This is a genomic window from Arthrobacter gyeryongensis (assembly GCF_039543785.1).
Taxonomy (GTDB): domain Bacteria; phylum Actinomycetota; class Actinomycetes; order Actinomycetales; family Micrococcaceae; genus Arthrobacter; species Arthrobacter gyeryongensis.
In genome coordinates, this window is record NZ_BAABKK010000034.1 from 1 (window position 1) to 23,782 (window position 23,782).

The 23,782-nt window shown below is 63.7% G+C and carries 23 protein-coding genes and 1 riboswitch; of the genes, 8 read left to right on the forward strand and 15 right to left on the reverse strand.

The genetic code is table 11. From position 1 onward, the window contains the following. Positions 1–87 precede the first annotated feature (87 nt). Both ABEA18_RS21910 and ABEA18_RS21915 read right to left on the reverse strand, forming a co-directional pair. Entirely contained in the window at positions 88–228 is a 141-nt protein-coding gene (locus tag ABEA18_RS21910) for a hypothetical protein (RefSeq protein WP_172465476.1), read from the reverse strand. A gap of 121 nt (positions 229–349) precedes the next feature. Further along, positions 350–724, reverse strand: coding sequence for a hypothetical protein (locus tag ABEA18_RS21915; protein WP_345452757.1), 375 nt, complete (start codon positions 722–724; stop codon positions 350–352). 74 nt (positions 725–798) lie between these two features. Here ABEA18_RS21915 and ABEA18_RS21920 point away from each other — a divergent pair, with 74 nt between their 5' ends. After that, positions 799–2,250: an MFS transporter gene (locus ABEA18_RS21920; RefSeq protein WP_425550561.1), complete on the forward strand. Its 1,452-nt coding sequence runs from the start codon at positions 799–801 to the stop codon at positions 2,248–2,250. A 56-nt stretch (positions 2,251–2,306) separates the two neighbouring features. Here the strand turns inward: ABEA18_RS21920 and ABEA18_RS21925 are convergent, their stop codons facing one another. The 7 genes from ABEA18_RS21925 to ABEA18_RS21955 all read right to left on the reverse strand — a co-directional run bounded on the left by ABEA18_RS21925 (position 2,307) and on the right by ABEA18_RS21955 (position 9,517). After that, entirely contained in the window at positions 2,307–3,020 is a 714-nt protein-coding gene (locus tag ABEA18_RS21925) for a metal-dependent transcriptional regulator (protein ID WP_345452761.1), read from the reverse strand. Positions 3,021–3,049: 29 nt separating this feature from the next. Continuing rightward, entirely contained in the window at positions 3,050–3,826 is a 777-nt protein-coding gene (locus tag ABEA18_RS21930) for a class I SAM-dependent methyltransferase (RefSeq protein ID WP_345452763.1), read from the reverse strand. A 50-nt stretch (positions 3,827–3,876) separates the two neighbouring features. Beyond that, positions 3,877–5,301: an aminotransferase class V-fold PLP-dependent enzyme gene (locus ABEA18_RS21935; protein ID WP_345452765.1), complete on the reverse strand. Its 1,425-nt coding sequence runs from the start codon at positions 5,299–5,301 to the stop codon at positions 3,877–3,879. A 35-nt stretch (positions 5,302–5,336) separates the two neighbouring features. Beyond that, positions 5,337–5,449: riboswitch (SAM riboswitch) on the reverse strand. A 161-nt stretch (positions 5,450–5,610) separates the two neighbouring features. After that, positions 5,611–6,423 (reverse strand): histidinol-phosphatase, encoded by an 813-nt coding sequence (gene hisN / locus ABEA18_RS21940; protein WP_236811797.1) that lies wholly within the window; start codon positions 6,421–6,423, stop codon positions 5,611–5,613. A 59-nt stretch (positions 6,424–6,482) separates the two neighbouring features. After that, a complete protein-coding gene (gene rsgA, locus ABEA18_RS21945; RefSeq protein WP_345452770.1) occupies positions 6,483–7,598 on the reverse strand; it encodes a ribosome small subunit-dependent GTPase A in 1,116 nt (371 codons plus the stop codon). A gap of 2 nt (positions 7,599–7,600) precedes the next feature. Continuing rightward, positions 7,601–8,995, reverse strand: coding sequence for a 3-phosphoshikimate 1-carboxyvinyltransferase (gene aroA / locus ABEA18_RS21950; RefSeq protein ID WP_345452772.1), 1,395 nt, complete (start codon positions 8,993–8,995; stop codon positions 7,601–7,603). A gap of 6 nt (positions 8,996–9,001) precedes the next feature. Then, positions 9,002–9,517, reverse strand: a complete 516-nt coding sequence (locus tag ABEA18_RS21955) for a DoxX family protein (protein ID WP_345452774.1) — start codon at positions 9,515–9,517, stop codon at positions 9,002–9,004. Between the two features lie 217 nt (positions 9,518–9,734). Between ABEA18_RS21955 and ABEA18_RS21960 the strand changes: the two genes are divergently transcribed. After that, positions 9,735–10,571 (forward strand): sigma-70 family RNA polymerase sigma factor, encoded by an 837-nt coding sequence (locus tag ABEA18_RS21960; protein ID WP_425550562.1) that lies wholly within the window; start codon positions 9,735–9,737, stop codon positions 10,569–10,571. Continuing rightward, a complete protein-coding gene (gene rsrA / locus ABEA18_RS21965) occupies positions 10,568–10,825 on the forward strand; it encodes a mycothiol system anti-sigma-R factor (protein WP_028264789.1) in 258 nt (85 codons plus the stop codon). The genes ABEA18_RS21960 and rsrA overlap by 4 nt, the downstream gene beginning before the upstream one ends. Positions 10,826–10,904: 79 nt before the next feature. Here rsrA and ABEA18_RS24740 read toward each other — a convergent pair whose 3' ends face one another. The 5 genes from ABEA18_RS24740 to ABEA18_RS21985 form a co-directional block, all read right to left on the reverse strand. Further along, complete coding sequence (locus ABEA18_RS24740) at positions 10,905–10,979, reverse strand: 50S ribosomal protein bL37 (protein ID WP_369299106.1); 75 nt, start codon at positions 10,977–10,979, stop codon at positions 10,905–10,907. Between the two features lie 106 nt (positions 10,980–11,085). Beyond that, entirely contained in the window at positions 11,086–11,700 is a 615-nt protein-coding gene (locus ABEA18_RS21970) for a PadR family transcriptional regulator (RefSeq protein ID WP_345452778.1), read from the reverse strand. Further along, positions 11,700–12,548, reverse strand: a complete 849-nt coding sequence (locus ABEA18_RS21975; RefSeq protein ID WP_345452780.1) for a DUF4097 family beta strand repeat-containing protein — start codon at positions 12,546–12,548, stop codon at positions 11,700–11,702. Before ABEA18_RS21975 ends, ABEA18_RS21970 begins: the two co-directional genes overlap by 1 nt. A gap of 123 nt (positions 12,549–12,671) precedes the next feature. After that, the gene (locus ABEA18_RS21980) at positions 12,672–13,271 is read right to left on the reverse strand and encodes a GDSL-type esterase/lipase family protein (protein ID WP_345452782.1); all 600 of its coding nucleotides are present in this window, start codon (positions 13,269–13,271) and stop codon (positions 12,672–12,674) included. A 135-nt stretch (positions 13,272–13,406) separates the two neighbouring features. Then, positions 13,407–17,219 (reverse strand): multifunctional oxoglutarate decarboxylase/oxoglutarate dehydrogenase thiamine pyrophosphate-binding subunit/dihydrolipoyllysine-residue succinyltransferase subunit, encoded by a 3,813-nt coding sequence (locus tag ABEA18_RS21985; RefSeq protein ID WP_345452784.1) that lies wholly within the window; start codon positions 17,217–17,219, stop codon positions 13,407–13,409. A gap of 542 nt (positions 17,220–17,761) precedes the next feature. Between ABEA18_RS21985 and ABEA18_RS21990 the strand changes: the two genes are divergently transcribed. The 5 genes from ABEA18_RS21990 (at position 17,762) to ABEA18_RS22010 (ending at position 23,250) form a co-directional block, all read left to right on the forward strand. Then, entirely contained in the window at positions 17,762–19,228 is a 1,467-nt protein-coding gene (locus ABEA18_RS21990) for a hemolysin family protein (RefSeq protein ID WP_345452786.1), read from the forward strand. After that, positions 19,225–20,295, forward strand: coding sequence for a hemolysin family protein (locus ABEA18_RS21995; protein ID WP_345452788.1), 1,071 nt, complete (start codon positions 19,225–19,227; stop codon positions 20,293–20,295). The genes ABEA18_RS21990 and ABEA18_RS21995 overlap by 4 nt, the downstream gene beginning before the upstream one ends. A gap of 123 nt (positions 20,296–20,418) precedes the next feature. Beyond that, positions 20,419–21,378: a metal ABC transporter solute-binding protein, Zn/Mn family gene (locus ABEA18_RS22000; RefSeq protein WP_345452790.1), complete on the forward strand. Its 960-nt coding sequence runs from the start codon at positions 20,419–20,421 to the stop codon at positions 21,376–21,378. 120 nt (positions 21,379–21,498) lie between these two features. Next, positions 21,499–22,332, forward strand: a complete 834-nt coding sequence (locus tag ABEA18_RS22005) for a metal ABC transporter ATP-binding protein (protein WP_425550563.1) — start codon at positions 21,499–21,501, stop codon at positions 22,330–22,332. After that, positions 22,333–23,250: a metal ABC transporter permease gene (locus ABEA18_RS22010; protein WP_345452794.1), complete on the forward strand. Its 918-nt coding sequence runs from the start codon at positions 22,333–22,335 to the stop codon at positions 23,248–23,250. Here ABEA18_RS22010 and ABEA18_RS22015 read toward each other — a convergent pair. Continuing rightward, positions 23,247–23,729 carry a Fur family transcriptional regulator gene (locus ABEA18_RS22015; RefSeq protein ID WP_345452795.1) on the reverse strand — a complete coding sequence of 161 codons (483 nt, stop codon included), beginning with the start codon at positions 23,727–23,729 and terminating at the stop codon, positions 23,247–23,249. The genes ABEA18_RS22010 and ABEA18_RS22015 overlap by 4 nt on opposite strands. Between the last annotated feature and the right edge of the window lie 53 nt (positions 23,730–23,782).

Sequence of the window (23,782 nt, forward strand, 5' to 3'; positions counted from 1 at the left end):
AATACCGTGCCCAGGCCCTCGCGGCTTAGGATCTTACTTAGCCAGTCCAACTTTCGGGGAGCAGTTCAAGGTGGCTCCGGCTTTTTGCTACTTCTTCCGCATCCTCAAATGGGCCACAGGATCCACGGCGGCGTCGGATTCGTGCTTCGCACGCTTCACTGCCCGTTTCTCCTTGATGGACTTGATACTCTTCTTCGTCTCGTGCTGGTGCGGCGCTTTGTCAGGCATGTCATGCTCCCTAACTACGGATCTTCCCTGCAGATCCTGCAAAGAGGGTCCTGAAAGGCCCTCTCCTTGTAAGCTACGCCTGTTTCAGGCGAAAGCAACCGGACGTTGAACGCCCAGGCAACTAGGCTTCGGAAGCCGGGACGTCCACAATGCCCACGAACCGCGTGCCGATTCCTTCGTATTCGCTGCGGACCTCTCCGGGCAGGATTCCGGGAACCTCGCTGTTCCGGTGGTGGCCACAGAAAACGTAGGTGAACTCCGGCCACCATTTCTTGGGACGCGCAGCCTCGGTGTAACCGCAGACGACGCAGCTCAGGTGCACCCACACAGGACGCTTCCCGGTGCGGTTGGCGCGGGATTGGATGAGCCACTGCGGTGGATTGTCTTGCAGCTCGCTCAGCTCGGCCTTTGAAAGCCTGGAGGGGATGCCGTGGCGTTGGGCCATTTCCATCGAAATATCAAGGGCCAGTGCGGCGTCACGTCTGCTAATCACCATTCAACGATACGGGACTTTCGCCGCGGCAGGATCGGGCAGGAATCCGGACTGGAGCGGACAAGCAGGCGTAGGCTGTGCTCATGACCGACGCAGCGGCCCTGCTGCCAAGCACCCCGCTTCAAAAGCGGGTCCTTGTTGTGGCTATTGTGGCTTCCTTCATCGCCATTTTGGATGGCTTCGTGGTGAACCTCGCGCTCCCGGCGATTGGCCGCGAACTCGGTGGTGGCCTCGTCATCCAGCAATGGGTGGTGGATGCCTACCTTTTGACCCTCGGCGCACTGATCCTGGTCGCCGGATCCCTCTCGGACCATTTCGGCCGCGCGCGCATCCTGGAGTGGGGACTCGCCGGCTTCACCCTCACCTCCGTCACGTGCGGTCTCGCCTGGAACGGGGAAGTGCTCGTGGTGTCGCGGGCCCTGCAGGGGATCGCCGGGGCACTGCTTGTCCCGAGTTCGCTCGCCATGATCGTCACGTTCTTCTCCGGGCCCGCGCAGTCCAAGGCAATCGGCCAATGGTCCGGCTGGACCAGCGCGGCCGCCATTGTCGCCCCGTTGATCGGCGGCGCATCCGTCGATCTGCTGTCCTGGCGCGTCATCTTCTTTATCAATGTGGTTCCGGCCGTCGCCGTCTGGCCGATCCTCGCGGGGCTGCGGAAGTCCGATGCCGCCACGGACACAAGCAAGAAGATCGACTACCTCGGCGCATTCCTGGCCATGGTGGGACTCGGTGGCCCGGTCTACGCTTTCATCGAACAAGGGCGCATGGGCTGGAGCAACATGGTGGTCTGGATGCCGCTCGCCGTCGGAGCCGTTGCCTTGGTCCTCTTCCTGATCCACGAAGCCAGGACACCGGAACCAATGCTGCCCCTTCGGCTCTTCGGCATCCGTAATTTCGGTTGGGGAAACATCGCCACGCTGGCCATTTACGGCGCCCTGTCCCTCGGCTTCTTCGCCGTAGGCATCTACTTGCAGCAAGTGGGAGGGATGAAAGCAACCACTGCGGGCATCGCGTTGCTTCCCGCGACCGTCCTCCTGATGCTCACGGCCTCATTCTTCGGCGGACTGGCCGGCAAGTACGGTCCGCGGTGGTTCATGACTGCCGGGCCGTTCATCTGCGGAGTCGGTTTTCTCATGACGTTGGCCGTCCAGGAGCCATTAAACTACTGGACGCAAGTGCTGCCCGGGCAGATCGTCTTCGGGATCGGCCTGAGCACCTTGGTGGCGCCCCTCACCGCGGCCATCCTCGGCGCGGTACCCACCGACGAGGCAGGGATCGGTTCCGCAGTGAACAACGCCGTTGCCCGTATCGCAGGCCTGATCTGCATCGCGTTTGCCGGGCTCATCATCGGCCCGGTCTTCACCCGCCAAGGCCTCATGAATGCCGTGGTGGTCACGGCCGTGCTGTTCTTCCTCGGCGCGGTGGCATCCGCCGTCGGGATCCGGAACCCGGTCTTGGGCGTCGCGGTGGTGGACTCTCCGGAAGGTCAAGCGCCCGACGACGGCGGGACGGCTGCCCGGCGCGCCTGAACAGCCCTTTCTAAGACGCGCTTTCCAAGACTCCGGCTTTCCAGGACACAGTTTCGTCAGCGTTCCGCGAGTACGCAGCCTTCGTGGACGGCGTCCGTGGCCACCCAGAGCGCCGACGCGACCTCATCGGCGAGATCGTAGTCGCGGCTGCCCGGACCTTTTCCGATCCGGACCACGAGCGCACCGCCGAACGGTTTGCGGCCAATCACCTCGATGCTGGCATCGAGGTCGATTTCCTCGGCAGACAGGTACCGCAGCAGCTCCGGGTTTTCGTCGCTGATCCGGGTGATCTTCCCGGAATGGCCGTCGTCGAGCTCGATCATCCGGTGCGCATGCGGCAGGCTCACCGAACCGTCCGCAGCGGGGATGGGGTCACCGTGGGGATCGCGTCCGGGGTTGCCCAGCTTGGCGGCCATGCGATCGATGAAGGTGTCCGAGACGGCGTGCTCGAGCATCTCGGCCTCGTCGTGGACTTCATCCCAGCTGTAGCCCAACTCCCTCACGAGGTAGGTCTCGATCAGGCGGTGCCGGCGGACCATGCCCAGGGCAAGCTGCATTCCCTGGGGGGTCAAAGTAATGGCGCTGTAGGGCTGATGGTCAACCAGGCCTTGGTCCTTGAGCTTGCGGACCATCTCCGAGACGGAGGAATTGGCGACACCGAGCCGCTGCGCGAGCTGTGAGGACGTGATGGGTTTGTCCTGCCACTCCGTAAAGGAGTAGATGACCTTGACGTAGTCCTCGATCGAGGAGGAGGGCGCACTGGTCTTCACGGTTCCAAGCCTATCGTGAACCGGCGGCATCAGACTTTCCGCGCCCGCCAGCTCAGCGTGAGATAGGGCAACGGGATGACCTCGCCCTCGGCATGGCCCAGATGTTCGAAGAGGTACCACCGGAGGTTGCCCATGACCTTGGCCCGGGTGGCGTCGTCCGCCCTCAGGTAGTAGCTGCGCGACTTCACGAGTTCGAGGATGTCCGCCGGCGTCACCGGATCCTCCCAACGCGTCACGTGGCTTTCGAGGCCGGCGAACTCCGGGCCCACCACAGGCCGGAAGTCCGGTTTGTGGACGTCGCCGGCATGCATGATGCGGGACAAGCGATGGACCCAGGGCACTGACGTGTCCAGTTGGTTCCAGATCAAGCCGATGACGCCCTGGGGCCGAAGGATCCGGGCGATCTCGGTGCTGGCGGCGAAGGGATCGCACCAGTGCCAGGCCTGGGCAGCGCTGACGACGTCGAATGCTGAGTCCGCCAGTCCAGTTGCCTCGGCCGTACCCTCCAGGGCGATAACGTGTGGATACGTTTTGCGCAGTTGCGTGAGCATGTCCGTGGAGGGGTCCACCGCGGACACCGCCAGCCCACGCTCGACCAGAAGATCGGTGAACTTTCCGGTGCCGGCGCCGATGTCTGCCGCGTCCCGCGCGCCCTCCGGTAGCAGCCAGTCAGCCGAGTCCGCAGGGTAGCCGGGCCGCACACGGTCATAGTGTTCCCCGCCGTCCTGGAAACTCCGGCCGAGCTCAAGGCGCCGTTCCTCATAGAGCTTGGGGCCGGCTGACGTGCCTTTGGGTCGCGGGGCCACGCAGGAACTCCTTCGTAGGACAGGAAAAATACCCTACGAATCTACCGCAATCAGTCGGTGCTGCAGGGAGCGGCTCCCGCGGTCCCGGGAGTGTTGGGAGCCCACTCCGGGTAGCTGCGGTGGTCGTTCGCCGGCACCCAGCGGCCGGCATCCACCACGTAGTCCCAGCCGAGGCCGTTGCTCTTGAGCGCCTGGATGCCCGCAATGAGCCGGGTGGCGTCTTCCAAGCGCGAGCCCACGCCGAAACTGGCTCGAAGTGATCCGGAGGGTAGACCGAGGCGCTTGAGGAGCGGGTGGGCGCAAAAGCGTCCGTCGCGCAGGCCAATGCCGTGCTCGGCCGCAAGATAGGCAGCCACAAGTCCGGCGTCGTAGCCCTGGAGCGAGAAGTTCACGACGCCGATGGTGTCCTGGGGATCCGTGTCGCTGAAGATCTGGTGCACGGTCACGCCGTCGATTTGCTTGAGGCCCTCGACCAGATGTGATCGGATGGCTGCCTCGTGGGCGTGCCATTCATCGTGGTCGAGGCTGGCGATGACCTGCGTGGCCCGGGCGAGTGTGGCCGCGCCGAGTACGTTCGGCGAGCCGCCTTCGTGCCTGGCCGGTCCTGTGGCCCAGCTGACGGAATCGAGGCGCGCTTCGCGGACGGCGCCGCCTCCGGCCAGGTGCGGTGTGCCGGCGTCGAGCCAGTCGGGACGGCCCACCAGGACACCTGCGCCGAACGGTGCATAAAGCTTGTGCCCCGAGAAAACCAAGTAGTCGACATCCGCTGCGGCGATGTCGATTCTGCGGTGCGGGGCGAGTTGCGCCGCGTCCACCACAATCCGCGCCCCGAATTCGTGGGCCAAGGCAGCGAGTTCCTTGATGGGCAGGATTTCGCCGGTCACGTTTGACGCGCCGGTGACAGCCAGAAGGCTGACGCCGCCGTGGGAGAGCGCTGTGCGGACATTGGCGACGGTCTCGGACAACGTTCCCGCGGCAACGATGCTGCGGTGGGGGACACTTTGCCACGGGAGGAGGTTGGCGTGGTGCTCGATGTCCAGGTAAAGGACTTCGCCAATTTGTCGACCGTCCTCAACCGGCAGGCAGCCGGCCAGTAGATTGAGGGAATCGGTGGTGTTGCGCGTGAAAATGACCGAATCGTCCGGCCGCCCGCCAACGAAGTCACGGACGATGTTGCGGGCGTTTTCATAGACCGAGGTGCTGATTTGGGAAGCATAGCCTGCGCCGCGGTGGACGCTCGCGTAGTACGGCAGGATCTCGTTGAGGTATGCGGAAACCACCGTCAGGGCAGGTGCGGAAGCGCCGTAGTCAAGGTTGGCGTAGCGGATGTGGCCGCCCTGGATCAAGGGTGCCTGCAACTCCGCGCCGGTGACCGCGGCGAGTGGACGCGATGCCCGGGGGAGGGTTTCACCGCGGTGCTGCGCAGATTCGTTGTTCAGCGAAAGAGCCGCGGAAGTAAATGTGGCTGTGCTCATGGGACCTCACTCAAGAGGGACCCCTGCGTGCAGGGGGTCCGCGCTTGCCGCATCCGTTCCGGACCGGCCGGGTCGTCACCCGGGGCACCCCGCCGCGATGGAGGGTTGCCGGCCAGCAAACCGGGGTTTCGCGCTGGCACTCGTGACCTGTAAAGAGCGTAGGACACCGGCAAGGCTCATTCCAATGTGACCGGCGATTGTTAAGCGGATTATTACACCGCGGGAAAAAGGTGCCTTCTGCCGAAGAAAAAACAGCGGACACCCCCAAAAGGGGGCGTCCGCCGTCGTTTATTCAGTGGAGAGACTGGACTAGAGGAGGTCGTCGAGCTCGGGGTTGAGCCTCTTGAGGACCTCGGAGTGCAGGATCGAGTTGGTGGCGACGGCGTTTCCGCCGAAGGGACCATCCGCACCGTCCAAGGACGTGAAGCGCCCGCCGGCTTCCGTCACGATCGGCACCAAAGCCGCCATGTCGTAGACCTGGAGTTCCGGTTCGGCGGCGATGTCCACGGCGCCCTCGGCCACGAGGCAATACGACCAGAAATCGCCGTACGCACGGCTGCGCCAGACATCGTTCTCGAGGCCCAGGAAGTTGTCCAGTTTATCGTGCTGCTTCCATTCGGAAAGCTCGGAGTAGGAAAGCGAGGCGTCTTCGAGCCGCGACACGTTGGAAACCTTCAACCGGGTGGCTGCGGCGAGCGACCGGCCCATGTAGGCGCCCGAGCCCTTGGCCGCCCACCAACGCTTGCCGAGCGCCGGAGCGCTCACGAGTCCCACTACCACCTCACCCTCGTCCACGAGGGCGATCAGCGTAGCCCAGACGGGTACGCCACGCACGAAGTTCTTGGTCCCGTCAATGGGGTCGATGATCCAACGCCTCGAGCCGTGGCCCGTGCTGCCGAATTCTTCCCCGAGGACGGCGTCGCGGGGGCGGGAGCGGGAGAGCTGCCCGCGGATTGCTTCCTCGGCTGCTTTGTCGGCATCGGTGACGGGGCTCAGGTCGGGTTTGGTCTCGACCTGGAGGTCCAGTGCCTTGAACCGCTCCATTGTCAGGGAATCGACGGAGTCGGCCAGGACGTGTGCCAGCCGCAGGTCGTCGTTGTAGCTCGAATCGGGTTGGGTCATGGTTCCAAACTACCGTCTATTCGCCGGTGAGCCGGGGAGGTAGGACGGCAGGCGCGCAGTTAGTTGACCGTACCCAATTCCTTGGTCTCCTGGGCTTCCATGCGCGGGTCCGCGCCGAGGAGCCGGCGCAACGACGCCAAGCGGGCCGGACCTGCCTCGCCGGCGTGGCCGTCGGCCACCCAGGGATCCAGTCCGCATCGAACCGCGGAGGCATCGTGCTTGCAGCCTCGCTCGCACATCTCCGTTCCGGGTTCCAGATCCGGGAAGGCATGCAGGATGCGGTCCGGGTTCACGTGGGCGAGGCCGAAGGAGCGGATGCCGGGCGTATCGATGATCCAGCTGCCACCGGGGGCATCGCTGAGCTTCAGTGCGAGGGCGGAGGACGAAGTGTGCCGTCCCCGGCCCGTCACGGCGTTGACCCCGCCCGTGGCGCGCTCGGCGCCGGTGAGGGCATTCACCATCGTGGACTTCCCGACGCCGGAATGGCCTAGGAGAACGGTGACCTTGCCGTCGAGGTAGTCCCGTAATTGGCCGACGGCGTCGCCATCAAGGCGGGCGGAGAGGCCGTCGTCTGAACGGGCATCGATGCCGGAGGCGCCGGCGTCGGCCGTCCGGCTGATGATGATGGGGAAGCCAAGGCTCACATAGTTGGCGAGCAATTCCGTCGGATCCTTGACGTCCGCTTTGGTGACGAGCAGCAGCGGCTCGATTCCGGCGTCGTACGCTGCCACCAAGGCGCGGTCGATGAATCCGGTGCGCGGCTCCGGGTTGGCGGCCGCAACCACCACCACGAGCTGGTCGGCGTTGGCGACAACGGCCCGTTCGATCGGATCCGTGTCGTCGGCGCTTCGTCGCAGGAGGGTCTTTCGCTCCTCGACGCGCACGAGACGGGCGAGGGTGTCCGGGGCTCCGGACACATCGCCGACGAGGGCCACGAAGTCTCCGGGAACCACGGGCGAGCGCCTCAGTTCCCGGGCGCGTGCGGCAATCACAATGCGCTCGTTGTCCGAGCTTTCGCCCACGATTGCGGTGTAGCGGCCTCGGTCGACTGTGATGATGCGCCCGATCACGGCGTCGTCGTGGCTGGGGCGGTCCTTCGTGCGGGGGCGTGTGCCCTTCTTGTTGGGGCGGATCCGGACATCGGACTCATCCCAGGAGCTTGCGTCGCGGGCCATCGTTAGTTGCTTGTCTCCGTTGAAACGGTGTCCGCGCCCGCTGGGCCGGCACTGAGCATCGATGCCCAGATTTGCGGAAATTCGGGCATGGTCTTGGAGGTCGTCGCGATGTCTTCAACCTGGACACCCTCGACGGCGAGCCCAAGGATGGCGCCCGCGGTAGCCATGCGGTGGTCGGCATAGCTGTGCACGACGCCGGCGTGCAGCGTCGCGGGCCGGATCACCAGGCCGTCGCTGGTTTCCTCGGCGTCGCCGCCAAGCCGGTTGATTTCCGTGACGAGCGCGGCAAGTCTGTCCGTTTCGTGGCCCCGCAAATGAGCGATGCCGGTGAGCCGGGAAGGGCTGGTTGCCAGGGCGCACAATGCCGCAACGGTAGGGGCGAGTTCGCTGGTTTCGTCGAAGTCCGCACCCAGGATCTCCGGGCCGCCGGTGACGGTCAGCGTGCCGTTGTCCAGCGTGACAGTGGCACCCATGGTGGCGAGGATGTCCCGCCAGAGGTCCCCGACTTGCGTTGTGTTGGCCGGCCAGTTGGGGATCCGGACAGTTCCCTTCGTGGCCAACGCCGCGGCGAGGAAGGGACCCGCGTTGGAGAGATCCTGCTCGATCCTCTCGTCGAACGCCTGGATGGTACCGGGGGCGACGCGCCAATGGTTCGGCACGGTGTCATCCACCTGCACTCCGACGCCGCGCAGGACCGAGACGGTCATGTTGATGTGGTCGAGGCTCGGCACGGGCTTGCCGACATGCTCCAGGTGCAGGCCCTCATCGAACCGGGCACCGACCAGCAACAGGGCTGAAACGAATTGCGAAGAAGCGCTCGCGTCGATCACCAAGTGGCCACCGCGGACAGAGCCCATGCCGGATACCTTGAACGGCAGGGAGCTCGCCGCGTGCCCGTCCAGTGCGCTGACTTCCACCCCGAGTGTCCGGAGGGCTTCGATGATAGTGCCCATGGGACGTTGGCGTGCGTGCGGATCGCCGTCGAACACCGAAGCGCCGTTGCGAAGGGCCGCGAGCGGCGGCACGAAACGCATGACCGTACCGGCCAGGCCACAGTCGATGGCGGTCTCCGATGCGGCAGCCACGGGGTCGATCGGAGTGACTTCAAGGTCCGGGCCGTAGTGTCCGTCGCCGGGAACCTCGGTAATCGTGGCGCCAAGCCGGCGCAGCGCCTCGACCATCAGTGCGGAATCCCGCGAATGCAAGGGTGCCCGCAGCCTGCTTGGGCCGTTGGCCAGTGCCGCCAGGACCAGATAGCGGTTGGTCAGGGACTTCGAACCAGGAACCGTGACCGTGGCATCCACGGGGTGGCTGGCGAAGGGTGCCGGCCACAGGGGGAGTGCGGAGGTTGTGGTGCTCCCTGAATCGTCTGTCTGCGTGGCGGGGGTTCCTGGCATGCTTCCTTATGCTCCAACTGCGTTGTCTACGGCCTTGCGGACGGCCCGGTCTGTCTTCTTGAACTGCTTGCCTGTGGCCTTCTTGGCGTCCATGGCGAGGTGTTCCGCGCGCCATGCAAGGCTCGGCTTGCCCGCGGTGTCGACGGCGGCGAGGAAAACGCCGCCCGTCAGCGAAATGTTCTTGAGCAACTGGGCGCGGCGGGCGAGCCGGCCTTCCTTGGTGCTGATGTCCGCGGAACGCCACTCGACAAAGGTATTCAGGATCGAGATGCCGGCGAGCAGGCTTGCCGAGAACCGGGAGCATTTGCCGAGGGCCAGCAAAGCGCCGGCCCCCACTTGCGCGCCGCCGATGACTCGAGCCAGCACTTTCTCGTCCGCCGGGAAAGGCAGCGACTCGGCCGCGCGGCGGAGCAGCGGAGAGAGCTGTTTGGCAGTGTCATCCGCGTTCTTGAGCTTGTCCAGCCCTGCGACGACAAAACTGGAAGCCAACATTGGCCTGGCGAGAAAACGGACGAGGGACATGTTTTGCCTCCTGGATGGCTTGCCACAGTGTTCAAGTGGTGTTGCGTTCAAGTGGTGCGGTGTTCACGGGGTGCAGTCGGATCTAGTCTTGCATCTTTGCGGAATATTTGCCCGGAGCTTGCCGTTGTCAGAAGAAGGTGCGGTATGGGCTGGACCTTGGATTATGGCGTGTGTGTTGTGCCGCGCTTTGTCATGTCGTTCGAGTGGAGATGGTTTTTTGGCCTTGGTTAAGGACCGCGAGGGACACTTGGCGCTTGGGCGGGAGCTGCCAAGGGACTCCCGGAGGGTGACAGTAGACTTGGATGCAATGAGCACCATGGATCCGGCCGCAGCGGCCATGTACAAAGCAGCAGCGACCGAAGTCACGGACGCAACGTCCGACGGCGACGCAACTGTTGAGGCCGACGTCGAGATTGCAGTGGACTTCGCAACCGAGACCCCCGAGCAGCGGAGGGCGCGCTTCGAACGCGACGCCATGCAGTATGTCGACCAGCTCTATTCGGCTGCCATGCGCATGGCCAGGAATCCGTCCGACGCCGAGGACCTGGTCCAGGAGGCCTACACCAAGGCCTTCTCAGCCTTCCACCAGTACAAGCCGGGCACCAACCTCAAGGCGTGGCTGTACCGCATCCTGACCAACACGTACATCAACCTCTACCGGAAGCGGCAGCGCGAACCGTTGCAGTCGAATTCGGACTCCATCGAAGACTGGCAGTTGGCGCGGGCGGAATCCCATACGTCCGCGGGGCTGCGCTCTGCGGAGGCGGAGGCACTGGATCATTTGCCGGACTCGGATGTGAAGAGCGCCTTGCAGTCCATTCCGGAGGAATTCCGGCTCGCGGTGTACTTCGCTGACGTCGAAGGCTTCGCATACAAGGAAATATCAGACATCATGAATACCCCGATCGGGACGGTCATGTCCCGGCTTCATCGCGGTAGGAAAATGTTGCGCGATCTGCTGGCGGACTATGCCGCGGAACGGGGAATCAGCGCCGGCGCGGAAGAAAAGGCCGTGGGCGCGGCCACAAGCAAAAAACAGGAGAAAAGGAAATGAGCTGCCAAGGATTGGGCGACTGCGACGATGCTCGGATGCAGCGTATCTACGAGTACCTCGATGGTGCGTTGACCCGCGAGGACATCGCAGAGATCAAAGTGCATCTGGAAGACTGCCCGGAGTGCACCGAGCAATACGACCTTGAGTGCGTCATCCGCACCGTGGTAAAGCGCTCCTGTACGGAAGCGGCTCCTGAGAATCTCAAGAACTCGATCCTGGACAGGATCCACGCTATGAAGTCCGTGGACGTGTAAGAGCCTTAAACGGCAAGGGCCCCGGAAACCTGATGGTTTCCGGGGCCCTCCGCATTAAGTCTTACGCTAAGCCGCTGGCTTAGGTGTTGGGACGCTTGCCGTGGTTTGCGCCGCCGCGCTTACGGTCACGACGCTTACGTGCACGCTTGCTCATAGCTGGCCTCCTTAGATTCTTGATACTCAATAAAGCTGCCCTCCAGTCTCCCACATCACGGGGCCGCCCCGCGAACCGTGCCGGCCAGCCCCGCGGGATTTCGGACTCAGCCGCGCAGGGAATTCCGGATGGAGATCCTGGCCTGGTCCAGGACGGTGCGCACGGTTTCGAGGGCAATCGGTGTCAGGGCCTTGGAGCCGGCGTGCTGCCGTAGCTCCACGCGTATGTCATCGCGGAAGGACTGGACCATCATTTCGGCTTCCTTCAGGATGCGGTGTCCCTCCGGAGAGTAGCTTCCGGCCCATGACTGGAATTCCGCGGACTTCGCATTGGCTCGCGCAGCTTCGGCGGTCGCGGCCAGGTCCGCACGCAAGCCGCGCATGTTGCTGCGGATATCGTCGCGGAGATTGTCGGCCAACCGCCGCACGGAGGCGGAGATGTTGTCCTCGACGTCGGCCAGTTCCTGCCGCCGGCTGTTGAGCTCCGCCAGTCCGGCCGGGGTGATGGAGTAGTTGGTGCGGCGCCCGTCGCTGCTGGTGGCTACAAGGCCCTCCTCCTCGAGTTTGCCAAGGCGCGGGTAGATGGTTCCGGCACTGGGGGAGTAGGTCCCGCCGAAGCGTTCGCCGAGGGCCTTGATGAGCTCGTAGCCGTGCTTGGGGCCCGATTCCAGGAGTGCCAGCAGGTAGAGCCGGAGGGCTCCGTGGGCAAAGACGGGCGGCATCAGGCTTCCTCTTCTCCGGGGACTGGGTGCGTTGTTCCAGGTGTTGGCGCACTGCCATGGATGATGGAGGTTTTTCCGGACACGGAATTGGTACGTGCCACCATGAGCCGCTCGTCGGGGCCAACGATGGTCTGGACCCTGCCGCCTGACTGCGCGTAGAGCTGGTCATCGATCATCACAGTGCCACCGGCCGTTTTGGCCACGATGTCCACGCCCACATCATGCGGCAGGCGGACGGTGAGGTCGCCTGAAACGGAATTGGCTCCGAAGTCCTGGGTAAAGCCGTGAAGGTCGAAGCTGAGGTCGCCGCTGACGGTATTGGCACGGATATTCTTGAAACGGCCCGAAGCCGTCACTTCGCCCGAGACGCTCTTGGCGGTCATGACGCCGTCGTGGTTCCGGGCGATGACTTCACCGCTGACGGTGTTGACGTGGAGCTCGCCCCGCGTGCCGTCCGCGAGGACTGACCCGGAAACTGTATTGAGGCGGATATGGCCGCTGACGCCCGACACCATGCCGTCGCCGCCCACGGTTCCTGCCTCGACGTCGACGCCGGCTGGCAGCGCGATGCTGATCACGATCGTGTTGGTGCTGGTGTTGTTGACGGTCCCCATCAGGTTGCGGAACCAGCCCTGCGGGCCGTGCAACTGGTGGCGGACTTCGAGCCGGCCGTCAATGAGGCTGACGCTCAGTGGATCGCCGGCGATCTCCGAGACTTCGATCCTGGTGGTTGCTTCGTCGTGCGTGACGACGTCGAAGCGGCCCTTGACGATCCCCAGCTTGAGTGAGCGGACGCCGTCGACGTCGATGGTCCGGGGACCGGTGACGGTCCAGTTTTCTTCTGACATGACCCCTCCATTGCTGCTGCACTACGGAAATTGCGATATATCGCGTTTATGTACACACGATATATCGCGATATCCAAGTTGGCAATGGGTCTTGCGCGCGAGAAAGGGCATCTCCGGCCGCGGCTATTCCGGCTGGGCGATCCTCAGCCACTGGAACCAACCGCGGTGCAACACGAGCCAGGCCATGAGTCCGTACCCCGCCTGGCCAGGGGTGCCGCCATTCGCGGCGAGGTCCGTACGCCATTGTTCGTGGTTGATCAAAGGCGAGAACGTGTCGACGTAGTGATGGTTGCGGCGGGTGGTGACGTCCGCAAATGCCGCGTTGAGATCCGCGATCCGACGGTTTTTGGCCGGGTCCAGCGTGGGCGGCGGACCGACGACGAATACTTCGATGTTGCTTTGGGACGCCCCGTCCAGGATATTGGCCAGATTGAGGCGGCTGCGTGCTGTGGAGACGCCGAATTCGATGTCGCGGCCGGACAGGCCGATCACCAGGCGGTTTTCGTGGACGTTGCTGAAGCGTCTCCCGGCTTCGTCGAGCCAGCGCGCCGCAAGGCCTTCTGTGCCCTCCATAGGGCACGGAAGAGAATAGCTTTCCACAAGGACGGAGTCCTGTGGAGTCCGTGCAAGAACCCGTCCGAGCCAGCCCAAGGCCCTGGGATCACCGAGCCCGGCGAGTAGTTCATCACCAACAGCTGCGATGCGCAGCTTCCTGTCTTCCACAGTTACCTCTTCACCAAACGTTGCGGTCCTTGCACTGTGCCCGGCCGGGCGGCTGTATCACCGGACACTTGTTCCATTAAACAGAACTGCCCGGCTGGAAGCGGGTATTGAACCTCCAGCCGGGCAGCCGCCGTCTTACTTGCGTTCGAATGCCTGCTTCAGCAATGTGGCCTGTTCGGCGCTGTGGCGCTTCATGGAACCGGCTGCCGTGGAGGCCGATGCCGGACGCGAAACGAGCCGGACCTTGCGGTCCAGTGCCTGCGGCAGGTTCAAGCCGATGAACGGCCACGGACCCTGGTTGGCGGGTTCGTCCTGTGCCCAGACGATGTCGGCGTTCGGGTACTTGGCCAGTTCCGCCTCGATCTGGGCCTGGGGCAGCGGGTACAGCTGCTCCAGGCGGATGATTGCCGTCGAGGTGTCGCCGGTCTTCTGGCGGTTCGACAGGAGATCGTAATAGAGCCGGCCGGAAACCAGGATCACGCGGTCGATGTTCTGGGCCTGAAGGGGCTCGTGTTCGCCGATAACCGGCTTGAAGCCGCCCGTGGTGAAGTCCTCCACAGCGGAAGCTGCACCCTTGAGGCGCAAAAGCTGCTTCGGGGTGAAGATGATGAGCGGCTTGCGCGGACGACTGTAGGCCTGCCGGCGCAACAAGTGGAAGTGCGAGGCAGCAGTGGTGGGATTCGCCACGATCATGTTGTCCTCGGCACAAAGCTGCAGGAAGCGCTCGATGCGTGCGGACGAGTGGTCCGGCCCCTGGCCTTCGTAGCCGTGAGGCAGCATGAGCACGAGCGAGGAACGCTGGCCCCACTTCTGCTCGGCCGAGGAGATGAATTCGTCGATGATGGTCTGTGCACCGTTGACGAAGTCACCGAACTGGGCTTCCCACAACACCAATGCGTCCGGGCGTTCCACGGAGTAGCCGTATTCGAAGCCCATGGCTGCGTATTCGGACAACAAGGAGTCGTAGATCCACAGCTTGGCCTGCTCGTCGCTCAGGTTGCCTAGCGGCATCCATTCGCGTCCGTTGGCGCGGTCGTGGAAGACGGCGTGACGCTGCACGAACGTGCCACGGCGGGAGTCCTGGCCGGCAAGGCGGACGGGTACGCCCTCCATGACAAGCGAACCAAAAGCCGCGATCTCGCCGAAGCCCCAGTCGATGCCGCCTTCGCGGGACATCTGCTCGCGCTTCTCAAGCAGTTGCTTGAGCTTGGAGTGGACCGTGAAGCCTTCCGGAATGTCGAGGTGCGCCTGGCCGATCCTCTGCAGCATTTCGGCTGAAATGGCGGTGGTGGCCGGCGCGTTGGTGCCGAAGTCCGCCTGCTGGGCGATGGGACGCTCGATGTCCGAAACCGCGGCGGAATCCGCCGTGATGATCGGGATAGGCGAAGTCTGCGCCGCGTGCGTCTCCGCGAAGACGCGTTCGAGGCGTTCCTGGTAGTCGCGCAGCAACTGTTCGGCTTCGTCCTCGGTGATGTCGCCACGGCCGATGAGGGATTCCGTGTAGAGCTTGCGGACGGAGCGCTTGGCTTCGATGAGGTTGTACATGAGCGGCTGCGTCATCGAGGGGTCGTCGCCCTCGTTGTGTCCACGGCGGCGGTAGCACACCATGTCCACAATGACGTCCTTGTGGAAGCGCTGGCGGAACTCGTAGGCCAACTGCGCGATGCGCACCACGGCCTCGGGGTCGTCACCGTTCACGTGGAAGACCGGAGCCTGGATCATCTTGGCCACGTCGGTGGAGTACGTCGAGGATCGCGACGACGACGGTGCGGTGGTGAAGCCCACCTGGTTGTTCACGATGATGTGGATGGTTCCACCGGTACGGTAACCACGCAGCTGGGACAAGTTGAGGGTTTCCGCCACAACGCCCTGGCCGGCAAAGGCGGCATCGCCGTGGACCATGATGGGCAACACGGGGAACGCTTCGCCCTGGTCCAGCCGGTCTTGCTTGGCCCGGACAATGCCTTCAAGCACGGAGTCAACCGCTTCAAGGTGGGACGGGTTGGCGGCGAGGTAGACCTTGGTCTCATTGCCGTTGTCCGAAGTGAACGTTCCTTCAGTGCCCAGGTGGTACTTGACGTCGCCCGAGCCCTGCACGGAGCGGGGGTCCTGGGTGCCTTCGAACTCGCGGAACACCTGGGCGTACGTCTTGCCCGCGATGTTGGTGAGCACGTTGAGGCGGCCACGGTGGGCCATGCCGATCGCGACTTCGTCGAGTCCGTCGTCGGCGGCGTCGGAAATGATGGTGTCCAGCAGCGGAATCAGGGATTCCCCGCCTTCGAGGGAGAACCGCTTCTGGCCCACGAACTTGGTCTGAAGGAAGGTCTCGAAGGCCTCTGCTGCGTTGAGCTTGGAAACGATGCGAAGCTGCTCTTCGCGGCTCGGCTTGGAGTACGGGTGCTCCACCTGGTCCTGGAACCACTTGCGTTCTTCAGGCTCCTGGATGTGCATGTACTCAATGCCCGTAGTGCGGCAGTAAGCATCGCGGAGGACGCCCAGGATGTCGCGGAACTTGAGCATCGGCTTGCCGCCGAATCCGCCGGTAGGCCACTCGCGGTCCAGGTCCCACAGGGTGAGGCCATAGGTCAGCACGTCGAGGTCCGGGTGCTTGCGCTGGACGTATTCGAGCGGGTTGGTGTCGGCCATGAGGTGGCCGCGGACCCGGTAGGAGTGGATCAACTGCTGGATGCGGGCAACCTTGTTGATCTCGTCAGCGGGGTCGACCTGGAGATCGGGGCTCCAACGCACGGGCTCGTAGGGGATGCGGAGTGCTTCGAAGATCTCGTCGTAGAAGTTCTGGGCACCGAGGAGCAGCTGGTGGACGAGCTTGAGGAACTCGCCGCTTCCGGCGCCCTGGATGACGCGGTGGTCGTACGTGGACGTCAGCGTGAGGATCTTGCTGATGGCGTTCTGGGCGATGATCTTCTCGCTGGCGCCCTGCCACTCAGCCGGGTAGTCGAGGGCCCCGACGCCGATGATGGCCGCCTGGCCCTTGGAGAGCCGGGGCACGGAGTGCACGGTACCGATGCCACCCGGGTTTGTCAGGGATACTGTGGTCCCCGCGTGGTCGTCCGCCGTGAGCTTGCCGTTGCGCGCACGCTTGATGAGGTCTTCGTAGGTGTGCCAGAACTCCGCGAAGTTCATGGTCTCGGCCTTCTTGATGTTGGGAACCATCAGGAGGCGCGTGCCGTCGGGCTTGGGCATGTCAATGGCGATGCCGAAGTTGACGTGTGCGGGCTGCACGGCAACGGGCTTGCCATCTACTTCGTCGTAGTACACGTTCATCGACGGGAACTGGGACAGGGCGCGGACCACTGCGTAGCCGATGAGGTGGGTGAAGGAGACCTTGCCGCCACGGGCGCGGGCGAGGTTGGAATTGATGACAACGCGGTTGTCGATCAGGAGTTTGGCAGGAACGGCCCTGACGCTCGTGGCGGTAGGAACCTCAAGGCTCATGACCATGTTGGACGCAATGGCCTTGGCGGGACCACGGAGGACGGAGACGACGTCCTCTTCCGGGGGAGTGGGAGCCTTGGTGCTCTTGGGGAGCTGTGCCGGGATCGGCTGGGACTGGCTGCCGTCGGATGGCTTCTGCGCGCCGTCCTTGGCGACAGTGGCCGGAGCCTTCTTGACCGGTGCTGCTGGAGCAGCCGGAGCAGGTGCGGGGGCGGCAGGGGTGGCTGCCGGGGCAACCACAGGCGCGGCCGGCGTCATTGCCGTTGCGGCGGCCTGTGCCACGACAGGAATCTCGCGAGTGGGAGGGTTGGCAGGGGCTGCGGAGGTTCCGTTGGAAGAAGTGCCGTCAGCGGTGTCGAAAGACTCGAAAAGCGGCCACCATTTGGCGTCGACCGAATTCTTGTCCTGCTGGTACCGCTCGTACAGTTCGTCAACGAGCCACTCGTTTCCGCCAAATTCCTCGGGTAGACGGTGGCTTGGCTGCTCTGGCACTTGAAATACGCCTCTTCCATGAGTGTTGATTTCCAGCTGGCCCGGGGAACTGCAGGAGGTGCAAAGGCGAGCCAGGGTCTGGGTCCCGCGAACTCAGACCCTAGCCAGTCTAGTGACGAGCGACGGCTATCTGCCAATAGTGGTGATCTAAATCATGCCGATCGCGATATGCCCCGGCTTCCATGTCCCGAGGTGCATCTTTTTTCCCGGGTTTTTCCTGCCGTTTTAGCGTCGCGGATCTCGAACCCGGCCGGTGAAGTCGCGTGAAGCCGCGCCGCGGCCGGACTGTAGACTTGAATTCTTATGGACAGTAATTCTAGGTGCCGGCCTGGGAGCTGCGGGGGAAGCCGTTCGGCTATCTCCGAGCAACGCACCCACAGAGCCGGCAATGCCCGTACACATGCCCATCGCACCCCGGAGCTCCAGGCCGGCCGGTCGGCGGATAGTTCTTCCGCAGCGTCCGACCAACCTCCGCCGGGTCAACCAGCCATTAGTCTTCCTGGCGCCCTGCTCCAGCCGTCCGCACCATCCGGCGGCCTCTGATGGAGTGGCTTTTCCTTCTGGCCGGCGTGCTCCTCGTTCTGGGTACCGGCTTCTTTGTCGCGGTCGAATTCTCGCTCGTGGCGCTTGACCAGTCAACGGTCCAAAGAGCGGTCGACGGCGGCGACCATGCCGCCGCGGCGTTGCTCAAATGCCTGAAGTCCCTCTCCACCCAGCTCTCCAGCTGCCAATTGGGGATCACCCTCACCACCTTGTTGACCGGCTTCGTCATGGAGCCATCCGTCGGCTCCCTCTTGCACGGACCCCTGCTTTGGGCCGGGCTGCCTGAGGCCGCTGCGCAGTCCTTGTCACTCATCCTGGCCATGACTTTCGCCACCGTTTTGTCGATGCTGATCGGCGAACTCGTCCCGAAGAACATGGCCCTGGCCCTGGCATTCCCGCTGGGCCGGGCGTTGGCCCGCCCGCAACTGATGTTCACGGCCGTGTTCAAGCCCGCAATCGTTCTGCTCAATGGTTTCTCGAACAAGATGCTCAACCTCGTCGGACTCGAGGCCAAGGAAGAGATCTCGGGTGCCCGCTCGCCTTCTGAACTTGCCTCCCTGGTACGCCGTTCGGCAGAGCTGGGAACCCTCGACGCCGGCACGGCCAACTTTGTTGCCCGGACCCTGAACTTCTCGGCGCGTACGGCGGCGGACGTCATGACCCCGCGCATCCGCATGGAAACCATCGACGCCGACCAGCCGGTATCGGACATCATCGAAGCGGCGCGGCGGACCGGATATTCGCGCTTCCCGGTCATCGGCGAATCGGCCGATGACATCAGGGGCGTGGTGCACATCAAGAAAGCCGTGTCCGTCCCGTCGGAACGCAGGAGCCGGCTGGAAGCCGGAGCAATCATGTCCGAGGTCCTGAGCGTTCCCGAGACCATCCACCTTGACGCCCTGCTTTTGGAACTTCGCGAGGGCAACCTGCAACTCGCGGTGGTGCTTGACGAGTACGGCGGAACCGCGGGGATCGCGACCCTTGAGGACCTCGTGGAGGAAATCGTCGGCGAAGTTGCGGATGAGCACGACAAAGTCCGTCCTGGACTGCTGCAGAGCGCCTCGGGGGACTGGTATTTCCCTGGACTCTTGCGCCCGGACGAGGTCAGCGAGCAGATCCCTGGCCTCACGGTTCCCGACGACCCCGCCTACGAGACCGTGGGTGGTTACGTCATGAGCCAACTTGGACGGATCGCGTTGGTGGGCGACGTTGTCGAGGCCGGCGGCGGCACCTTGGCCGTCACCCGTATGGACGGCCGCCGGATCGACCGCATTTGCTTCCACCCCACGGCGCCCGACGCCGACGATGACGGCGACGACGATAAAGGCGCTACGGAAAGCGATTCGGGCGGATGGCAAAGCAGGAAGCAGGCGGGCAAACGGTTGAGTAAGGGCTCCGGCGGTTCGGCAGGCGATGCCGTTGGCAACCCCATGGCCAAAACCAGCCGCAAAGGACGTGCCGCATGAGCGACTGGGTAGGAATCCTGTGGCTCGTGGTGCTGTTGATCGGCAACGCCTTCTTTGTCGGCGCCGAGTTTGCCGTCATGTCTGCGCGCCGCAGCCAGATTGAGCCTTTGGCCCAACGCGGTTCCAAGCGCGCGCAGACCACTCTGTACGCAATGGAACACGTCTCGCTGATGTTGGCGTGTGCCCAACTCGGCATCACCGTGTGTTCCTTGCTGATCCTCCTCGTGGCCGAGCCTGCCATCCACCATTTGCTGGGAGCGCCGCTGGAATCCGTAGGCGTCCCTGTTGAATTGGCGGACGTTATAGCGTTTGCGGTTGCCTTGCTGGCGGTCACGTTCCTGCATGTGACCTTTGGCGAGATGGTCCCCAAGAACATCTCTGTTTCGGTCGCAGACAAGGCAGCGTTGCTGCTGGCGCCGCCGTTGGTCCACGTGGCCCGTTTCGTGAAGCCCGTCATCTGGACCCTGAACTGGCTGGCAAACCGCATCCTTCGACTGATGAAAATCGAGCCCAAGGACGAGGTGACTTCCTCCTTCACGCTGGAAGAAGTGCAGTCGATCGTGCAGGAATCGACCCGCCACGGGCTCGTGGACGACGACGCCGGCCTGCTGAGCGGCGCTTTGGAGTTTTCCGAGCACACCGCGGCGCACATCATGGTTCCGCTGGACAAACTCGTAACGCTCAAGCCTGGCTCTACGCCGCGTCAACTCGAGAAGGCGGTCAGCCGTACCGGTTTCTCCCGTTTCCCCGTGTTGGACGACGACGGCGAGTTGACCGGTTACCTGCACATCAAGGATGTGCTTTCCATCCCCGAAGAGGGACGCCGCTATCCGATCGCGGAGAGCCGGATCCGGTCCCTCGTGAACCTCGCGCCCGAGGACGAAATTGAAGATGCCATGGCCGTGATGCAGCGGACCGGCTCGCACCTCGGCCGCGTTGTGGGGACAGGTGGCGCGACCCTTGGAGTGTTGTTCCTGGAGGACGTTATCGAACAGCTTGTGGGCGAGATCCGTGACGCCACCCAGGCCAGGGGAATCCGGCGGCTGGGCGGACCCGAGTCAGCCTAGCCTCCTGCTGGCCCCGAGGGGCCGGCAGGACCCGCCTGGAATTCTAAATAGGAATCATTCCCATTTGTGGGTACACTCATTTGAGTCCCCTGTTGTGCTTGATTCGGTAGATCCGAGGTTCCCGTGCGCCGTACCGCCGCCCGTCATTCCCTTGCCGCAGTTGCTTCCCTTGCCGCCTCCGGCGGCGTTGCCGTCCTGCTTGCCGCATGCTCGGCACCCGCCGCGACGGCGCCGTCGTCGTCGGGAGTGATCGACGTGGTCGCCTCCACCAGCGTGTACGGCGACATCGCCAAGAGCGTCGGCGGTGACAAGGTGTCTGTCACGTCCATCATCAGCAAGACCGGCCAGGATCCGCACTCCTACGAGGCAAGCACCCAGGACAAACTGGTCGTCTCCAAAGCCCAATTGGTGATCGACAACGGCGCGGGCTACGACGACTTCTTCAGCAAGCTGGCCGATGACAGCAAGGTGGCTGCGGACAAGACGATCACTGCGGTCAACGTTTCGGGGCTCCTTCCCGCGGGGACGAGCAGCACATCCCCCTCAGCGGTGCCGGAAGGGTTCAACGAGCACGTCTGGTACAACTTCGACGCCATGGCGAAAGTGGCCGACGCCGTCGCTGCGAAGCTTGGAAGCCTGAAGCCGGCCGATGCCAAGAGCTTTACGGCCAACGCCGGCAAGTTCAAGTCCTCGCTGACCGGACTCAGCGCCAAAGTCGCTGAAATCAAGTCGTCCAAGGGTTCCGCTCCGGTCGCCATCACGGAGCCCGTTCCCGGGTATTTGCTTGAAGCTGCAGGCTTGGAGAACAAGACGCCGGAGGAATTCAGCCACGCTATTGAAGTCGGCTCGGACGTTCCGCCGGCAGCAGTCAAGGAAACGAGCGATCTGATTTCGTCGAAGTCCGTTCGCTTCCTTGCGTACAACGAACAGACTGCAAGCGCCGAGACGGAAAAGCTGAAGGCCGCCGCAACCGCCGCCGGGGTTCCGGTGATCGGTTTCACCGAGACACTTCCCGAGGGCAAGGACTACGTCGCCTGGATGACGGACAATGTGGGCAACGTTGCTGCTGCCCTGAACAAGTAAACGGCGCCGGCATGTAAGAGCAGACGGGCCCCGCAATCGTCCTAAGATATACAGGGCGGCTGCGGGGCCCTCTCCGTTCATCCAAGAGCTGGCCACCAGCACCATCGCTTCGCGAACCCCATGGATCGAGGAATCTTTTTGACACCGGTAGTGAGCCTTCGCGGCGCGGGCCTCCAGTTTGGCCAACGGGCCCTCTGGAAGGACCTCGACGTGGACATCCTGGCGGGTGAGTTCTTCGCTGTGCTCGGCCCCAACGGCAGCGGCAAGACCAGCTTCCTCAAAGTCCTCCTCGGTTTGCAGCAGCTTCACTCGGGGACGGTGACCGTGGCCGGACACGCCGTGGAACGTGGCAGCCGGAAGATCGGCTACATACCGCAGCAGAAGTCCTTTGCTCCGGATACGCCCTTGCGTGCCAGGGACCTGGTTGCCCTCGGCGTCGACGGCCACCGCTGGGGCCTGCGGATCAAGGCCAAAGCCGTCAATCAACGCGTCGACTCGCTCCTGGACTTGGTGGGGGCGAGCGACTACGCCCGCGTGCCGCTTGGCCAATTGTCCGGCGGCGAGCAACAGCGGCTCCGCGTTGCGCAAGCCCTTGCCGCGGCCCCTGAACTCCTCCTCTGTGACGAACCGCTGCTGTCCTTGGACCTGCACCACCAGCAGGCCGTGAGTGCCCTCATCAACCAGCAATGCCACGAGCGGAACAGCGCGGTCGTGTTCGTGACCCACGAGATCAACCCGGTCATCGACTACGTCGACCGGGTTCTTTACCTTGCAGGCGGCAGGTTCCGGGTGGGAACACCGGAGGAGGTCATGACCACCGAGGTCCTGTCCGAGCTGTACAACAGCCGCGTTGAGGTCATCCGCGCGAACGGCAGGATCGTCGTCGTCGGGCTTCCGGACGCGACGACCCACTACCACGATGACGCTCACGCCGGTGTTGAGGAAGGTCACTAAATGGATCTCGGAAGCATACTGCACACCATCTTCAACTTTGAAAACTATGGCGAACTGCTGGCGCTCGTCCAGAATTCCATCTGGGCCGGTGCAGTCCTAGGCCTGCTCGGCGGGCTCATCGGCACTTTCGTCATGAAGCGGGACCTCGCCTTCGCGGTGCACGGCATTTCGGAGTTGTCCTTCGCCGGTGCCTCCTTCGCCCTGCTCATCGGGGCGGACATCATTTTCGGTTCGCTTGCGGGATCCGTCGCGGCTGCGCTGCTTCTGGGACTCATGGGCGTCCGGGCGCGGGATAAGAACTCGATCATTGGCGTCATCATGCCGTTCGGCCTGGGCCTTGGCATCTTGTTCCTGGCCCTCTACCAGGGCCGGGCTGCCAACAAGTTCGGGCTACTGACCGGCCAGATCGTTTCGGTGGACACCGTCCAGCTCCAGGTCCTGGCAGGCACGGCTGTGGTGGTCATGCTCGCACTGGCCGCAATTTGGCGCCCGCTCAGCTTCGCGAGCGTGGACCCCGAGATGGCGGAAGCCAGGGGAGTGCCTGTCCGTGGCTTGGCGATTGCCTTCATGGTGTTGCTCGGCGTCAGCGTTGCCCTGTCCATCCAGATAGTCGGCGCGCTTCTGGTCCTGGCATTGTTGATCACGCCCGCGGCTGCTGCCCTGCGGGTGACCACGTCGCCGCGGCTCGTGGTCTTGTTGAGCGTGGTCTTTGCGATCACTGCCACCGTGGGTGGAATTCTCCTGGCGCTCGGCAGCCGGATTCCGATCAGCCCGTATGTCACCACTTTGTCGTTCCTGATCTATGTGGTGTGCCGGATCATCGGCAACGTACGGGCCAAACGGGGAATCAACGGCAGGATCGTTCGTCCCCACGCCGCCGTGGGCGAGGCTATCCAGGACCAGACGGTAGCCGGCTAGAGCAGGCCCGCAGCCTTCTTGGCGCTGCACTCAGGGCAGAGACCGAAAATCTCCACCGTGTGCGCCACTTCGGTGTAGCCGTTCTCGGCAGCCACCCGGGCCGCCCACGTCTCGACGGCTGGAGCTTCCACTTCGACGGCCTTGCCGCAATTGCGGCACAGCAGATGATGGTGGTGGCCCGTGACGGCACAGCGGCGGTAGACGGCTTCGCCATCGGCGTTCCTCAGCACATCGATAAGGCCGTCGTCGGCAAGCGACTGCAGAATGCGATACGCCGTTGCCAGGGACACGGAAACGCCCTGGTTCTGGAGCAGCCGGTACAGTTCCTGCGTGCTCACGAAGTCGTCAAGTTCGTCCAGGGCGGCGCTGACCGCAAGGCGTTGCTTGGTGACGCGCTGCTCCTTGACGGCGGGATCCTTCGCATCCGGAAGCGACCGGGCTGCGGGCCCGGACGTGGCGGCATGGGCGCCCTGTGACATTCGTGGACTCATTTCGATGTGGATGTTCGCAAGTACCAACGTTACCAGCAGGC

Coding starts and splice junctions, on each gene's coding strand:
- hisN (WP_236811797.1), bottom strand. CDS start 6,423: ATGACCCAACCCGATTCGAGCTACAACGACGACCTGCGGCTGGCACAC.
- ABEA18_RS21955 (WP_345452774.1), bottom strand. CDS start 9,517: ATGTCCCTCGTCCGTTTTCTCGCCAGGCCAATGTTGGCTTCCAGTTTT.
- ABEA18_RS22010 (WP_345452794.1), top strand. CDS start 22,333: ATGGATCTCGGAAGCATACTGCACACCATCTTCAACTTTGAAAACTAT.
- rsrA (WP_028264789.1), top strand. CDS start 10,568: ATGAGCTGCCAAGGATTGGGCGACTGCGACGATGCTCGGATGCAGCGT.
- aroA (WP_345452772.1), bottom strand. CDS start 8,995: ATGCCAGGAACCCCCGCCACGCAGACAGACGATTCAGGGAGCACCACA.
- ABEA18_RS21915 (WP_345452757.1), bottom strand. CDS start 724: ATGGTGATTAGCAGACGTGACGCCGCACTGGCCCTTGATATTTCGATG.
- ABEA18_RS22015 (WP_345452795.1), bottom strand. CDS start 23,729: ATGTCACAGGGCGCCCATGCCGCCACGTCCGGGCCCGCAGCCCGGTCG.
- ABEA18_RS21990 (WP_345452786.1), top strand. CDS start 17,762: ATGGAGTGGCTTTTCCTTCTGGCCGGCGTGCTCCTCGTTCTGGGTACC.
- rsgA (WP_345452770.1), bottom strand. CDS start 7,598: ATGGCCCGCGACGCAAGCTCCTGGGATGAGTCCGATGTCCGGATCCGC.
- ABEA18_RS21935 (WP_345452765.1), bottom strand. CDS start 5,301: ATGAGCACAGCCACATTTACTTCCGCGGCTCTTTCGCTGAACAACGAA.
- ABEA18_RS22005 (WP_425550563.1), top strand. CDS start 21,499: ATGGATCGAGGAATCTTTTTGACACCGGTAGTGAGCCTTCGCGGCGCG.
- ABEA18_RS21995 (WP_345452788.1), top strand. CDS start 19,225: ATGAGCGACTGGGTAGGAATCCTGTGGCTCGTGGTGCTGTTGATCGGC.
- ABEA18_RS21910 (WP_172465476.1), bottom strand. CDS start 228: ATGCCTGACAAAGCGCCGCACCAGCACGAGACGAAGAAGAGTATCAAG.
- ABEA18_RS21970 (WP_345452778.1), bottom strand. CDS start 11,700: ATGCCGCCCGTCTTTGCCCACGGAGCCCTCCGGCTCTACCTGCTGGCA.
- ABEA18_RS21975 (WP_345452780.1), bottom strand. CDS start 12,548: ATGTCAGAAGAAAACTGGACCGTCACCGGTCCCCGGACCATCGACGTC.